Origin of the sequence: Microcoleus sp. N9_A1 (genome assembly GCF_036701795.1) — a bacterium.
Lineage (GTDB): Bacteria > Cyanobacteriota > Cyanobacteriia > Cyanobacteriales > Microcoleaceae > Microcoleus.
The window spans coordinates 1-14,463 of sequence record NZ_JAUBRI010000046.1 but is presented as its reverse complement, the minus strand read 5'-3'; the positions used below and the strand labels follow the sequence as shown (position 1 = coordinate 14,463).

Here is a 14,463-nt window from a genome sequence, read left to right as displayed (position 1 = left end):
GTCACTGGAACGGTGCTGCAAGTCTAAAAAGCTCAGAAAACATTGACCGACAAGCTAACTTTACCCCGCAAGGGAGTTTTGGAGACAACCATATCTCCACGGATGGGCAACCATACCCCTCCTTCCCGAAAGGGAATATAAAGCCGTCCTATAAGGCTTGCCCTGAGCTTGCCGAAGGGACGGGGTTTCTAACCATTTTTTTGATGATATCGCGTGTTATTGGCGTGGCGTGGTGTGTGAGGAGCAAAGATGCCGAGTTCTGTTGATTTTAGCGGTAGACCATTTCATTTCATCGGCATTGGTGGGATAGGGATGTCAGCCATTGCCTACATTCTAGCTAAACGCAAGTTGCCCGTGTACGGCTCCGATATTAAATCGAGTCACATCACCGAGCGCTTGCAAGGAATGGGAGCTCACATTTTTTGGCGTCAAGACGCCAGCAATTTTGAAGTTTTTCAAACAGCCATCAACGGTAGCACTCCCGATCGCGGGACACCCGAAAAAATCGTATCCTCGACAGTCGCTGGTGCGGTAGGGACTTCCGTCGCGACAGCCGAAGCTCTCAAATTGAACGGCAACGGTTCGGGAACCCCAGCAAATGCGGGATTGCCTCAAGTAGTATGTTCGACGGCAATTCACCCGGCAAATGCCGAATATCGAGCTGCTCTAGATTTGGGCTGTCCGATTTTTCATCGATCGGATGTGTTGGCAGCGTTAATTCAAGATTACCAAAGTATCGCCGTAGCCGGGACTCACGGCAAAACTACTACTAGCAGCTTAATTGGCTTCATGCTGATGGCTGCAGGTCTAGATCCGACGATCGTAGTCGGAGGCGAGGTAAATGCCTGGGAAGGTAATGCCCGTGCCGGCGAAGGCCCCTACTTAGTTGCCGAGGCTGATGAATCCGACGGTTCTCTCGTCAAGCTGGTAGCAAAAATTGGCATAGTGACCAATGTGGAACTGGATCATCCAGACCATTACGAGACTCTCGATCAGGTGATAGACATATTTAAGGTGTTTGCCCAAAACTGTCAAACCTTGGTGGGCTGCATAGACGACAAAATCGTCAAAGACTGCCTCGCCCCCAATGTCAGCTACAGCTTGAATCCGGACAGCGGTGCTGACTACACGGTTTCGGGCGTGGAGTACGGTGCCGAAAGCACCAAGGCTGGTATTTGGGAGCGAGGAGCTTTCCTGGGAGAAATGCAGTTGAAGTTGCTGGGGACACACAATCTCAGCAATGCACTAGCGGCGGTAGCAGTGGGTCGATTGTTGGGGTTGGAGTTTTCGGCGATTGCCAAAGCGATTGCTGGCTTTGAAGGAGCTCGTCGCCGTTTTGAGGTGCGGGGTTTTCACAATGACATCTTGTTTGTGGACGACTACGCCCACCACCCGAGCGAAATTCTCGTCACCTTGGCGGCGGCTCGCTTGCGGATCGAAGGTAGCGAAAAAAATCCCAAATCCCGAAGAGTGGTTGCAATTTTTCAACCCCACCGTTACAGCCGGACTCTGACATTTTTGCCAGAATTTGCTCAATCTTTTGGGGATGCTGATTTGGTTGTGGCTTGCGATATTTATAGTGCTGGGGAACCAAATTTAGGAGAGATTAGTGGGCAGCAAGTTGCTGATTTGATTGCTAAAGAAGGCCGAGAGGTTGAGTTTGCGCCTTCCCTGGAGTCAGTCACTAAGTTTTTAACCCAAAATCTGCAACCGGGGGATTTGGCTCTGTTTTTGGGTGCTGGTAATCTGAATCAGATTATTCCAGAGGTTATGGCTTTTTATCAAGCAGCCGATCGCCCAGATTAGCTCGCGAACTGAGTAGAGTTGATCGACATTATGGCGTGGCACGTTGTGCCGAAACTTCTGTCGGGCGGCTCGCTCAAAGGGACACCATAAGTTAGCTAAATGAATTTTCAACCACGTCTTCGAGCGAAGGTATTTTTAAGGATTTTCAAGATGGTGACAATCTCGAATGACTCCTCTGTTAAGGACAATCGGCGAGTGTATTCTCCTATTTCTTTGCGGGGAACTGACTGTCAGATTAACTCCCAAGTTTCGCTTGCTGGCCAGACTTCTTTCCGAGTCGGCGGCCCGGCCCAGTGGTACGTCGCTCCCCGTAGCATGGAGGCTTTGCAAGCAAGTTTTGCCTGGGCACAGGATGAAGGGGTGCCGGTGACTCTGTTGGGTGCGGGTTCTAATTTGTTGGTGAGCGATCGGGGTTTGTCCGGTTTGGTCGTCGCCACTCGCTACCTCAAGCAAGTGCATTTCAATGCAGAAGCAGGTCAAGTTACGGCCGGGGCGGGGGAGTCAATTCCCCGCCTCGCTTGGTTGGCGGCTAAACGGGGCTGGAAAGGTCTAGAATGGGCAGTCGGTATACCGGGCACCGTGGGAGGGGCTGTGGTGATGAATGCAGGCGCTCACAGGGGCTGTACTGCTGATATTCTGGTCAATGCTCGCCTGCTATCCCCCTCCGGTAAGGTGGAAATTTTGACTCCCCAAGAGTTGGAGTACCGCTACCGGACTTCGGTGTTGCAAGGGGGCGATCGGCTGGTAACAGAAGCGACTTTCCAGTTACAGCCGGGATTCGACCGATCGCAAGTAATGGCAGAAACTAATGACCATTTCAGCCAGCGGCGAACAACTCAACCTTACCACTTACCGAGCTGTGGCTCAGTCTTCCGTAACCCCGGCCCCAAGACGGCAGGTTGGTTCATCGAACAAGCGGGACTGAAGGGATATCAGATCGGGGGCGCACAAGTAGCTCAGCGCCATGCTAATTTTATTCTTAACTGCGGGTCGGCAACGGCCAATGATATTTTTCAAGTGATCCGCCACGTTCAACAGCAAGTCGAGCAGCGGTGGTCGCTGTTGTTGGAGCCAGAAGTTAGAATACTGGGAGAGTTCCCTTTCTAAGGCATCATTGAAGTAAACGGAAACGGCAAACTGCCAGCCTACACACAATCAGAAACTAGCTATGACAAAATCAGGACAAGGATTTGGCTTCGGCCTCGGCAAAATGAAGGAACTGACTGAAGCTTTCAAAAAAGCTCAGCAGGTTCAAGAAGGAGCTAAAAAGCTCCAAGAAGAGTTGGATGTAATGGAAATTGAGGGAACTGCCGGCGGCGGCTTGGTCAAAGTTTTTCTCAGCGGCAACCAAGAACCTCGCCGGGTGGAAATTTCGCCGGATGCGATCGGTGAAGGTGCTGATGTGGTTTCTGAACTCGTCACGGTGGCGATGCTGGATGCTTACACTAAGTCTACGGCTACGATGCGGGAGAAAATGGAAGAACTCACCGGTGGACTAAATCTCCCCGGTTTCGGTTAATCATTAGTCAGTGGGCAGTTGACAGTTGACAGTTGACAGTTGACCAATCATCCTTCGACTTCGCTCCGGGCACTGCAACTGACAACTGATGTGAATTCCGGTTGCACCGGAATAATAGAGGACACGGCACTGCCGTGTCCCTACAATGTTATTTGGGGTAGGGACACGGCACTGCCGTATCCTAATTCCGGTTACTAATAATTCGGATGCAACCGGAAACAACAAACAACAAATAACAAACAACAAACAACAAATAACTAATAACTAATAACTAATAACTAATGACTAAATTATTGTTTGTCTGCCTCGGAAACATCTGCCGATCGCCCTCAGCAGAAAATATCATGAATCACTTAATCGAAAAAGCAGGTTTGGGCGATCGTATCACCTGCGATTCCGCCGGAACAGGCGGCTATCACATTGGTAGCGCCCCTGACAGCCGCATGGCATTGGCTGCGAGGAAGCAAGGAATTGAATTGTTAGGCGCAGCCCGCCAATTTCAAAGGAAAGATTTTGAAAATTTTGATTTTATTCTGGCGATGGATCGGGAAAATTATCGGAATATTCTTGCTCTCGACAAGGCGGGAAAATATCAAGATAAAGTGCGGTTGATGTGCGATTTTTGCCAGAAATACGACCTTAAAGAAGTGCCAGATCCTTACTACGGCGGCCCGGATGGATTCGATCGGGTAATTGATTTGCTGATGGACGCTTCGCAGGGCTTGTTGGAGTATGTTATGAGTCAGGAACAATTAAGAGTTGGAGGGCAAAAATCAATTTAAAACCGTGCCCTCTTCCGCCCGAATATTAGCAATGCTGTAGGTGGGACAACGGTGACAAAACTCGTCACTAGGGAGAGCATAGTTTTTCCAGCTCCCCCTCCCAAGATGATACTTGGTGACAAACAAAAAGTTAAGCTGGTCAATACAAAATGGGGAGAATTGATACTCAAAGCAGCAATTGGCAGCAAAATAGATGGATACCAAGGCATTAGCCAAGGTGTAGCAAACAAAAACAAAGTCAGAGTCGTCCATCCAATATCTGATACCAAATTAATTTCCGAGTCATTTTTGCGAAAGAATGTTTTAATTAACGTCACTGCATAGTAAACAATCCAGCTTAAATACGCAAAATATTTGAGGAATGATAGAATACTTTCCCTAGTTTCAACACTTATATTTGGCAAAAAATTTAGAAATAAATTGATCCCATGGTGAAAAGATCGAGCCGTCGCCCCGGTGGTTCCTGGATTTAAAAGACTTCTCCAAGCTGAAACTGTTGGCATAAATGTATAAGTTATCACCGCGATAATTAATAAAGAAAGCAAGACTGATGCTGCTAAATCTCTCCACCGACGCTGCTTGCAGAGGAAAGCAAAAACTAAGGGTAGCCAAATGATAGGTAAGGTTTTTATTAAAAAACCCACCCAAATTGCTAAAATTGCAAAAACATAACGTTGGTAATAAATACATCCTATTAAAACAATCAATGTATTAGCAACTAAAACGTCAAGGTGAGCATTAGCTATTTGCTCGTTCAATAGCATGGGATTGACTAAATAAGCCATTGTTATGAGGTTACGGTTTTCAGCATTTGTTAGCAACCGCCAAATTAAGTAGGCATTGAGCGCGTGTACTAATACGCAGATTATTTTAAAAATATAAACTCCCAGTAAAGGGCTAATTGGTAAAGCAAGTGCTGATACCGAAAAAAAGAACAGAGAAACGGGGCCGTAGGTAGAAGTTTGCAACCAGTTGAGGAAGGGAGATACGTTAGAAACTAAGGTATCAGGATTATTAAGATAAGGATTAATTTTATGTAAGCTCATCGATCCGTAATGCAAGTACAAATAAATGTCGTTGCTTTGGGGATAAGCTATGAGGGCAAGGGCCAGAAAGGGGATTGCATACTTGCAAATGTCTGTAAAGCTCGAATTTGTGGTTTTTTTTTGAATAACCAAATAATATATGCAACTGTTGCTATCAAGTAGGAACCGTTAATTAGAAGTCTGATGACGCTGAAACCGCTGGTAGGGAAATCGTTATAGTTGTCTCCACCCTGTAAAACGCTGTAATATTTGGTGATTCCCATCGATGTCATGGCAATACAGAAAATTATGGAAGCTGCTAGGGCTACTGTATAGAGAAGTTTCTGATTTTTTGAGTAATTTTTGAGCATGAGGTGATTCGTGTTTGTGCAACAATTTCCGCTATTTTTTTTTGCTTGAGCCTTTGCGGTTATCTGACTAAATGGTGTTCCATCGCAAAGCGAACGAGTTCTGCTCGGTTGTTGCTGTCAGTTTTTCTGAACAAGCTGCTGACGTGCTTTTCGACAGTTCGATGACTGAGGTGGAGTGTGGAGCCTATTTGAATATTAGAAAGACCTTCTGTCAGCAAATCTAGCACTTGTCGCTCTCGCTGAGTCAAAGTCGGGGCATTTTGGCTGCCAGATGCACGCGCGGCGGAGCTATCCCGTAGGGAATCGCCCGTTTGTGACTTTTGAGTTGAAAAATCTGCTTCTGGCTGGCCATTGGCTCTGCTGCGTGCCTCTGTTGGCGTCGGTTCTGGTTTTGGGGAATGAGACGGTGCCTGAGCGATTAGAGCGTAGCGATCGAGCAAAGAGCGAATTACCGCCCCCAATTCCTGGAGTTCAAAAGGTTTAGCCAGATAATTGTCGCACCCCATCTGATAGCCGCGAATCCGTTCCTGCGTGCTCGTGCGTTCCGTCAAAAAAATCACCGGCAGCAAGCGGAAAGCGGGACGAGTCCGAACTCGCCGCACAAATTCGTAGCCATCCATCTCGGGCATTGTAATGTCGGTAACAATCAAGTGGGGCTGAAATTCATCTACCAAACCTAAAGCTTCTTTGCCGTTCTCAGCAGCGATTACAGAGTATCCGGTAATTTCTAGATAATCGGTAATTGACAAGCGAGTCGCGAAATCGTCGTCAGCAACCAGAATCGTTAATGGCATGGGGGAATTAAAAATTAAACATTAAAAGTGACTAATTTCACTTTTAATGTTTAATTCTACTGTTTAATTCTCTTGATAACTTGCAGTTAAAGTAGCCGGTTGCGCTAATTTTCCCTCCAAAGCTACGCCGCGCCCGTTGGCTGCCAAATGCCGCAGAGTTTTGTAAATTGTCTCGATTTGCTCTGGCTTTCCTGCTTTTTTGGCTATTTCTGCGACAGACAGAGGTTTTTGGGCGTCTTTGAGCACTTGCAGTACCCGTTGCTGCAAGTCCAATACAGCCGCGGCTGCTTTTTTGCCTGCTTCGACCCCTGGCTGGTGATACGCATTGACATTCACCAAGGAACCGTAAAAACCTACGGCTCTTTCGTAGAGGGCGATTAATGCTCCTACTGTCCGAGGGTTGACTTGGGGAATTGTGACAGTAATGGAATCTCGGTGATTTTCGTACAAAGCTTGTCGAGTTCCCTGCAACAAACCAGACAAATAATCTCCCGAAGTGACGCCGGTTTCTACTTCTGGGGAAATGCCTTGCCTGTCTTCCAAAACTTCGATAAATGTTAGGAAGAAATTCGGCACGCCGTCTCGCAGTTGCTGGACGTAGGCGTGTTGGTCGGTGCTGCCTTTGTTGCCGTAAACTGCGATTCCTTGATGAACTGTGTTGCCGTCTAAATCTTCCTGTTTGCCGATCGATTCCATGACTAATTGCTGCAAGTAGCGGCTGAACAATAGCAGTGAATCTTTATACGGCAAAACTACCATGTCTTTTTCGCCGCGTCCGTTGCAGGCAAAATACCAACTCATGGCTAAAAGGGCGGCGGGATTGTTTTTAATGTCGGGAATTCTGGTAGCTTCGTCCATGACTTTAGCGCCGTCGAGCATCGCCCGAATGTCGATGCCTTGCAAAGCTGCTGGCAAAAGTCCTACTGCTGAGAGTTCCGAAGTGCGTCCTCCCACCCAGTCCGACATCGGGAAGCTGCCAATCCAGCCTTCTCCTACGGCTATTTTGTCGAGTTGGCTGTCTGTGCCGGTGATGGCAACTGCCTGTTTGGCGAAGTCGAGTTTTTGGGCGGCGAAGGCTTTTTGAACTTCGATCATGCCGTTGCGGGGCTCGGGGGTACCCCCGGATTTGGAGATAGTAATTACTAGGGTGCTGGCGAGTTTGTCTTTGATTTTGTTAAGGATGCGATCGATCCCCGCCGGGTCAGTGTTGTCGATAAAATGAATTGCTAGGGGCGGAATGTCTGGGGATAAAGCTTCGGCGACAAATTGGGGGCCTAGGGCCGAACCACCGATGCCGATCGAAATTATGTCGGTAAATTGCGGAGCAAAGGGCGGTTTAATATCGCGGTTTTGAATTTTTTTGACAAATGTTTCGACTTGTGCTACTGCTTCGACTATTTCTTGTTTTAATTCTGGAGTGGGAGCTAAATCGGGGTTTCGCAGCCAGTAGTGGCCCACCATGCGGTTTTCGTCGGGATTGGCGATCGCACCTGATTCCAAAGCTGCCATATCTTTGAAAGCTTTGTCAAATTTGGGTTTTATTGTGGCGACGAAAGCGTCGTCGAATCCCATGCGACTGATATCGAGGTAAAGTCCCAATCCAGAGTGATAGTAAAGCCAGTCTTGATAGCGTTGCCAGAGTGCTGTGGCATCCATAGGAATTCTCTACAATTTTTTTAATGTTCGATCGGCGTCGTCAGGAATCCACCAATTGTAGTTTAAAACGATCTGATGTACGGCTTTTGCAGAATCCCAATAAATTTAAGCATTAGTCGTCTGAAGGCAGCCGGAACAGAAGGCAGTCAGAGCATTCGGCAGAATTAAACAAGAAAAATATGAGTTGCACAACACTCTTTGTAGGTAGATCGCCCATTAATGGCAACACCCCATAGATAGATCGAAGCGACACAGAGATTTAAGTGTAGTCGGGGTTGGGCTTTGGGCCATAATTTAACAATATTCAAATTCGGGCGATCGGGATCTGTAAAATAGGCATTGCAGTCAGGTTAAACTGACATCTTGCACGATTGTCAAGAACGGGCAAGATGCCCGTTCCACAAAGAATGAGTTTTCTTGTGGAACAGGCATCTTGCCTGTTCCTAAACAAGTAATTGAGAATGGTGCAAGATGTGAGGTTAAATATACTTTTAGCTGCCACTCAATAATCGGCAAAAAATATAATTAATAACTGTCAAGTATCGGAAGTGTAGTATAATATACAGATATTAAAATTAAAGTGCGATCGACTATGCTTACTTTATCTCCAGAATTAAAAGAAAGATTAGCAACTCCGCTCAAAATCGGCGATTTTGAAGTTAAAAGTCGCGTCCTGCAATCACCCTTATCCGGCGTTACCGATTTGGTATTTCGCCGCCTAGTGCGCCGCTATGCGCCGGATTCGATGATGTACACGGAAATGGTGAACGCTACGGGTTTGCACTACGTGAAGCAACTGCCGAGAATTATGGAAGTTGACCCGAACGAGCGCCCGATTAGCATTCAATTGTTTGACTGCCGCCCGGATTTCTTGGCAGAAGCGGCCCAGAAAGCAGTGGCAGAAGGAGCGGATACTGTTGATATTAATATGGGCTGTCCGGTTAACAAAATTACTAAAAACGGTGGCGGTTCTTCCCTGCTGCGAGACCCGGAAACGGCCGAGGCAATTGTGCGGGCAGTTGTGGAAGCGGTAGATGTTCCTGTCACAGTTAAAACTAGGATTGGTTGGACTGACAAAGAAATTAATATTTTGGAATTTGCGAAGCGGATGGAAGATGCGGGAGCAAAAATGATTACCGTGCACGGCCGGACTCGATCGCAAGGTTACACCGGCCCGGCAAAATGGGAGTGGATTCGCCGAGTGAAAGAAGTTTTATCGATTCCAGTTATTGCTAACGGGGATATTTTTTCTGTGGAAGCAGCGATGCGATGTCTGGAAGAAACCGGCGCCGATGGAGTGATGTGTTCGCGGGGAACTTTGGGCTATCCTTTTTTGGTGGGAGAGGTTGATTATTTCTTGAAAACTGGTGTGGAAAAGATAGCTCCGACACCAATTGAACGTCTCGAATGTGCTAAGGAACATTTGCGAGCTTTGTGGGAATATAAAGGTGAAAGCGGTGTTTGCCAAGCACGCAAGCACTTAACCTGGTATGCTAAGGGTTTCCCCGGCGCTGGGGAATTGCGGGGCGTGTTGGCTGTGGTAGAAACGGTTGAACAAGGTTGCGATTCGATCGATCGCGCGATCGAGCAATTGCCCGCATAAACCTTACCCGCAGATCTCAACTAGGGATTACAGAAACAAAACCCACCTCTGCGGGCTAAGATTTAAGACACAGTTAAAAATTTGTGGGTGGGGGAAAGCATGGACTCATTAAAAGGGCGAGATTTATTAAGTCTGGCAGATTTAAGCATTGACGAATTAAATTATTTGCTGGATCTAGCAGCCAGTTTAAAATCGGGAATGGTCAAGCTGAAACGCAATAAAGTTCTCGGCTTATTATTTTCCAAAGCTTCAACGCGAACGCGGGTAAGTTTTACGGTAGCAATGTATAAATTGGGAGGGCAAGTGATTGACCTCAATCCCAACGTTACACAAGTCAGCCGCGGCGAACCGTTGGTAGATACAGCCAGGGTTTTAGACAGGTATTTAGACATTTTGGCGATTCGGACTTTCGAGCAAAAGGATTTAGCAACTTTTGCCAACTATGCCAAAATTCCTGTAATTAATGCGCTGACAGATGACGAACACCCATGTCAAGTGCTAGCGGATTTACTGACAGTAAAAGAGTGTTTTGGCAAGCTAGAAGGATTGACACTGACTTATTTTGGCGACGGTAACAACATGGCAAATTCGCTGATGTTAGGCTGTGCAATGACCGGGATAAATGTCAGAATTGCTTGTCCTGAAGATTTCGGGCCGAATATTGAGATTGTGGCAAAAGCTAAGGCAATTGCTCAGGGAAAAACAGAAGTTACTGTAACTGCTCATGCGGAAGCTGCTGCTAAAAATGCTCAAGTGATTTATACTGATGTTTGGGCGAGTATGGGACAGGAAGAGGAAGCAAAAATCAGGATTCCTTTGTTTGAACCCTATCAGGTAAATGAACAATTGCTGAAGTTAGCAGATAAGAATGCAATTGTATTGCACTGTTTGCCTGCACACCGAGATGAAGAGATTACCGATGCAGTGATTGAAGGCAGTCAATCGCGCGTTTGGGATCAGGCAGAAAATCGGATGCACGCTCAGCAAGCTTTGCTCGCAAGCATTCTGGAAAGCGATTAGGAATAGGGAAAAGAAGAGAAGAATCGGCGGTTGAAAGAGAAAGCCATCTCTCTATCTCTTCTCTTTCTCTGCGCCAAGAGCGCCCTCTGCGGTTAATAAAAAAACCTAAGTCGGTGCGAAAAAAAACCAACTATATTAAAATAAGTAAATATAAAAAATATATCTACTAAGGTAACTCAATATATAGGCGCTCGATTAAGGTTCATACATCTTGTTATTGCCCACATATTGTTCAAAAATGAACCCAATTGAATAGGAGTGGCAACACATTAAAAAAGATGAAGAAGTAGGAAAAATGTTTGATGACGAGCTAAGCTGTTGTGCATCTAATTTGACAGTCAATTTTTCTACAATTATTGTGGAACTGGCCGGAGAACCCGGATCGGGATTCAATTTAAATGCGTAGCAGCTTAGAACACTTGCCTACGAAGTCATTCAGGGAGTGGAAACTAGAGGAGAAAGAGGAATCTACAGCACGAAACGGATAAAATTTAACTCCTATCACGACTCTTAATATTCAGTTACATACTTATAAAATTTCCCCGCCTACTTACTTAACACCAGTTCATGGGAAGGACGGATACAATTAGGCATAAACCTACGCAAAATGACCAGATGTACACAGACGTGCAGAGATTCTGTGATACAGATTCTAACCCTATAAACCCATGTTCATTCGTACTACGGCGCTCACTCCAGTAGAACTCAGGGCTGCGATCGTCCGGGAACCCTTGGTGGTTTCACCGGATACAACAGTGATGGATGCGATCGCCCAGATGAGTGGCGTGCGAGCTATCTGTGATGCCGCCAAAACTGTGGATGGACAACGGGATCAACTCCATCGAGAGGTACGGTCAAGCTGCGTATTGGTAATGGAAGACAGGCAGTTGCTCGGTATTTTGACAGAGCGGGACGTGGTGCTACTGAGTGCTCAGCAGCGTTCCTTAGCGAATTTGGCGATTCGGGAGGTGATGCTCCATCCAGTCGTCACCCTGCACGAGTCTGCCTTTACCGATTTATTTTTTGCTATTAGTTTGCTCCAGCAGTATCACATTCGCCATTTGCCCATCCTAGATGAGCACGATCGCCTCGTGGGGCTCGTGACTCATGAAAGTCTGCGGGAAACCTCTCGCCCTGTAGATCTCTTGCGGTTGCGGCTGGTGTCAGAGGTGATGACGAGTGAGGTCATTTGTGCCGCGCCTGATAGTTCCATGCTGGCGATCGCCCAACGGATGTCCAAGCACCGCGTCAGTTCCGTCATAATTCTAGAACCGGGCGATCGACCAGAACCGCTGCAAATTCCGGTGGGGATTCTGACCGAGCGGGATATTGTGCAATTTCAGGCATTGGGCTTGAACCTGGAAACCTGTACGGCACAGGCGGTAATGAGTACGCCGATTTTTGCCGTTAGACCCGACGATTCGCTCTGGACTGTGCAGCAGATGATGGAGCAGCGATCGATCGGGCGGTTGGCAGTGACGAGCGAGCAAGGGGAGTTATTGGGCATCGTCACCCAGACCAGTTTGCTGCAAGCCCTCAACCCGCTGGAACTCTACAAGCTGGCCCAGAAGTTGGAAGAGAAGGTGGTGCGCCTAGAGGCGGAGAAGATTCAACTGCTGGAAAATATCATAGAGGAGCAAGTTGAAGCCCGGACGATCGCCCTCAAAGCTAAGGCCGGGCGAGAAAAATTAGTCGCAGAGCTAGCTACGCAAATTCGCTCGTCCCTGAGCCTGCAAACGATTCTGGATACAACTGTAGAACAGGTAAGGCAAGTGCTGGGCTGCGATCGCGTCAATATTTGGCAGTTTGAAGCCGACTGGCAAACCATTGCTGTAGCAGAATCCACCAACTCGCCCCTGTCTCTGGTGGGCGAACGGATCGAGGACACCTGGTTTAAGCAAGACCAGGCTGAGATGTATCGCCTGGGGCGGATTCACGTTGTGCCGGATATCTACACGACCAAAATGTCAGACTGTCACCGGAAACTGCTGATCCGCTTCCAAACGCGAGCCAAAATTTTAGTACCTCTTCTGTGTGGCGATAAACTGTGGGGCTTGCTTAATGCCAGCGAAAGCCAACACGCCCGCGAGTGGCAACCGGAAGAAATCGAACTGGTGCAAGCCTTATCAGTGCATCTAGCGATCGCCCTTCAGCAAGCCACCACCCACCAAAAATTGCAGGAAGAACTGACGGAACGAAAGCAAGCCGAAGCCCGCCTGCGAGAGAGCGAACAACGCTATGCTACTCTTGCGGCTGCGGCTCCAGTGGGGATTTTTCGCACCGACCCTGCGGGGCTATGCACATATATCAACGATCGCTACTTTCAGCTCACCGGATTCACGCCAGAATCTGCCATTGGGAAGGGATGGCAACAAGCGCTACACCCCGACGATCGCGATTGGGTCATCGCCGAATGGGAGCAATTCATCCAAGACCAACAGCCTTTTCAGCTCGAATATCGCTTTCAAAGTCCCGACGGTGTGGTGACGTCGATCTATGGGCAGTCCGTCGCTGAACAGGATGCCAATGGGCAAATAGTCGGCTATTTGGGCACAGTTACAGATATTACCGATCGCAAACAAGCTGAAGCCCACCTGCAAGAGAGCGAAGAACGCTACGCCACCTTAGTGGAAGCGTCTCCAGTGGGGATTTTTCGCACCGATGCTGCGGGCAACTGCATCTATGTTAACGATCGCTGGTGTCAAATTAGCGGACTCACCCCAACAAGCGCCTTCGGAGACGGATGGCGAGAAGGGCTACACCCCGACGATCGCGTCGCGATCGCCACCGAATGGCAGCAATCTATCGAAGAAAATCGTCCCTTCCAGCTCGAATACCGCTTTCAACGTCCCGACGGTGGGGTGACTTGGGTCTATGGGCAGTCTGTTGCCGAACTCGATACAGAGGGGCAAGCCATCGGCTATGTAGGCACTGTTACAGATATTAGCGATCGCAAGCAAACAGAAGTCGCCCTGTCTCAACTGGCAGCTATTGTCGAGTCGTCTGCCGAGGCCATCATCAGTAAAACTTTAGATGGCGCGATCGTTAGCTGGAACGCAGGGGCAGAAAAACTATTTGGTTATCAGGCTCAGGAAGTCATCGGTCAATCGATACTCCTACTGAGGCCCACTGAACTCAGGAATGAAGAATCATCCATTCTGGAAAAAATTCAGCAAGGAGAAGCCGTTACTCATTATGAAACTGTGCGACAAAACAAAGATGGAAAGTTAATGGATATTTCGTTTACGGTTTCTCCTATTAAAGATGGGACTGGAAAGATCGTTGGCGCATCAAAAATTGCTCGGGATATTAGCGATCGCAAACAAGCCGAAGCGGCCCTGATCGAAAGCGAAGCCCAAAGCCGAGCCATATTAGCAGCAATTCCAGACTTCATGTTTCGCGTGGGTGCCGATGGTATTTATCGGGGGGGCGTAACCGCCAAGCGTGAGATCGACATTCTCCCCACAGATTTCGATAATGCTGGTTTGGCGATGGTGGATGTTTTGCCAGCAGAGATTGCAACCCGACATCTACACCACCTAGAACAAGCCTTACGCACAGGAGAACTGCAAATTTATGAACAACAGGTGCAGATAGGCGATCGCCTGCAAGATGAAGAGGTCAGAGTTGTCAAAAGCAGCGAAGATGAAGCCCTGTTTATGATTAGAGACATTAGCGATCGCAAACAGGCCGAGCGACAACTGTACCAACTCAACCAACATCTAGAAGCAAAAGTCGCAGAACGCACCCAAGAGCTTTGGCAAGTCAACAGCCTGCAACGCGCTATCCTCGATGGTGCTGATTATTCCATCATAAAAATTCATACGGGATGCGGGAAACTCAGCGGCTTTAGCCCTGAGAGGTAAGCGACACGGGGGACTTCAGTC

At 47.8% G+C, this 14,463-nt stretch carries 10 protein-coding genes; 7 read left to right on the top strand and 3 right to left on the bottom strand.

Annotated elements, in window-relative coordinates:
- The first annotated feature begins 249 nt into the window (after positions 1 to 249).
- The 4 genes from murC to QUA58_RS20205 all read left to right on the top strand — a co-directional run bounded on the left by murC (position 250) and on the right by QUA58_RS20205 (position 4,107).
- The gene (gene murC / locus QUA58_RS20220) at positions 250 to 1,806 is read left to right on the top strand and encodes a UDP-N-acetylmuramate--L-alanine ligase (RefSeq protein ID WP_333252596.1); all 1,557 of its coding nucleotides are present in this window, start codon (positions 250 to 252) and stop codon (positions 1,804 to 1,806) included.
- Between the two features lie 150 nt (positions 1,807 to 1,956).
- Positions 1,957 to 2,913 carry a UDP-N-acetylmuramate dehydrogenase gene (gene murB, locus QUA58_RS20215; RefSeq protein WP_333252595.1) on the top strand — a complete coding sequence of 319 codons (957 nt, stop codon included), beginning with the start codon at positions 1,957 to 1,959 and terminating at the stop codon, positions 2,911 to 2,913.
- A 61-nt stretch (positions 2,914 to 2,974) separates the two neighbouring features.
- Positions 2,975 to 3,325: a YbaB/EbfC family nucleoid-associated protein gene (locus QUA58_RS20210; protein ID WP_293130049.1), complete on the top strand. Its 351-nt coding sequence runs from the start codon at positions 2,975 to 2,977 to the stop codon at positions 3,323 to 3,325.
- Positions 3,326 to 3,606: 281 nt separating this feature from the next.
- On the top strand, positions 3,607 to 4,107 hold the full coding sequence (locus tag QUA58_RS20205) for a low molecular weight protein-tyrosine-phosphatase (protein WP_333252591.1): 501 nt from the start codon (positions 3,607 to 3,609) through the stop codon (positions 4,105 to 4,107).
- On the opposite strand, the gene QUA58_RS20200 is transcribed toward QUA58_RS20205, so the two are convergent.
- The 3 genes from QUA58_RS20200 to QUA58_RS20190 all read right to left on the bottom strand — a co-directional run bounded on the left by QUA58_RS20200 (position 4,104) and on the right by QUA58_RS20190 (position 7,953).
- Positions 4,104 to 5,153, bottom strand: coding sequence for a hypothetical protein (locus QUA58_RS20200; protein ID WP_333252589.1), 1,050 nt, complete (start codon positions 5,151 to 5,153; stop codon positions 4,104 to 4,106). The genes QUA58_RS20205 and QUA58_RS20200 overlap by 4 nt on opposite strands.
- 409 nt (positions 5,154 to 5,562) lie before the next feature.
- Positions 5,563 to 6,297 (bottom strand): DNA-binding response regulator, encoded by a 735-nt coding sequence (locus QUA58_RS20195; protein WP_333252587.1) that lies wholly within the window; start codon positions 6,295 to 6,297, stop codon positions 5,563 to 5,565.
- 63 nt (positions 6,298 to 6,360) lie between these two features.
- On the bottom strand, positions 6,361 to 7,953 hold the full coding sequence (locus tag QUA58_RS20190; RefSeq protein WP_333252585.1) for a glucose-6-phosphate isomerase: 1,593 nt from the start codon (positions 7,951 to 7,953) through the stop codon (positions 6,361 to 6,363).
- A gap of 592 nt (positions 7,954 to 8,545) precedes the next feature.
- On the opposite strand from QUA58_RS20190, the gene dusB reads away from it, so the two are divergent.
- From dusB to QUA58_RS20175, 3 genes are all read left to right on the top strand, one after another.
- Positions 8,546 to 9,556, top strand: a complete 1,011-nt coding sequence (gene dusB / locus QUA58_RS20185; protein WP_333227082.1) for a tRNA dihydrouridine synthase DusB — start codon at positions 8,546 to 8,548, stop codon at positions 9,554 to 9,556.
- Positions 9,557 to 9,655: 99 nt separating this feature from the next.
- Entirely contained in the window at positions 9,656 to 10,576 is a 921-nt protein-coding gene (gene argF, locus QUA58_RS20180; RefSeq protein ID WP_333395547.1) for an ornithine carbamoyltransferase, read from the top strand.
- Positions 10,577 to 11,244: 668 nt separating this feature from the next.
- Complete coding sequence (locus tag QUA58_RS20175) at positions 11,245 to 14,442, top strand: PAS domain S-box protein (protein ID WP_333395546.1); 3,198 nt, start codon at positions 11,245 to 11,247, stop codon at positions 14,440 to 14,442.
- Positions 14,443 to 14,463 lie beyond the last annotated feature (21 nt).

Bases quoted from the DNA above. Each gene is read 5' to 3' on its own strand.
- murC (WP_333252596.1), top strand. From the start codon at position 250: ATGCCGAGTTCTGTTGATTTTAGCGGTAGACCATTTCATTTCATCGGC.
- murB (WP_333252595.1), top strand. From the start codon at position 1,957: ATGGTGACAATCTCGAATGACTCCTCTGTTAAGGACAATCGGCGAGTG.
- QUA58_RS20210 (WP_293130049.1), top strand. From the start codon at position 2,975: ATGACAAAATCAGGACAAGGATTTGGCTTCGGCCTCGGCAAAATGAAG.
- QUA58_RS20205 (WP_333252591.1), top strand. From the start codon at position 3,607: ATGACTAAATTATTGTTTGTCTGCCTCGGAAACATCTGCCGATCGCCC.
- QUA58_RS20200 (WP_333252589.1), bottom strand. From the start codon at position 5,153: ATGAGCTTACATAAAATTAATCCTTATCTTAATAATCCTGATACCTTA.
- QUA58_RS20195 (WP_333252587.1), bottom strand. From the start codon at position 6,297: ATGCCATTAACGATTCTGGTTGCTGACGACGATTTCGCGACTCGCTTG.
- QUA58_RS20190 (WP_333252585.1), bottom strand. From the start codon at position 7,953: ATGGATGCCACAGCACTCTGGCAACGCTATCAAGACTGGCTTTACTAT.
- dusB (WP_333227082.1), top strand. From the start codon at position 8,546: ATGCTTACTTTATCTCCAGAATTAAAAGAAAGATTAGCAACTCCGCTC.
- argF (WP_333395547.1), top strand. From the start codon at position 9,656: ATGGACTCATTAAAAGGGCGAGATTTATTAAGTCTGGCAGATTTAAGC.
- QUA58_RS20175 (WP_333395546.1), top strand. From the start codon at position 11,245: ATGTTCATTCGTACTACGGCGCTCACTCCAGTAGAACTCAGGGCTGCG.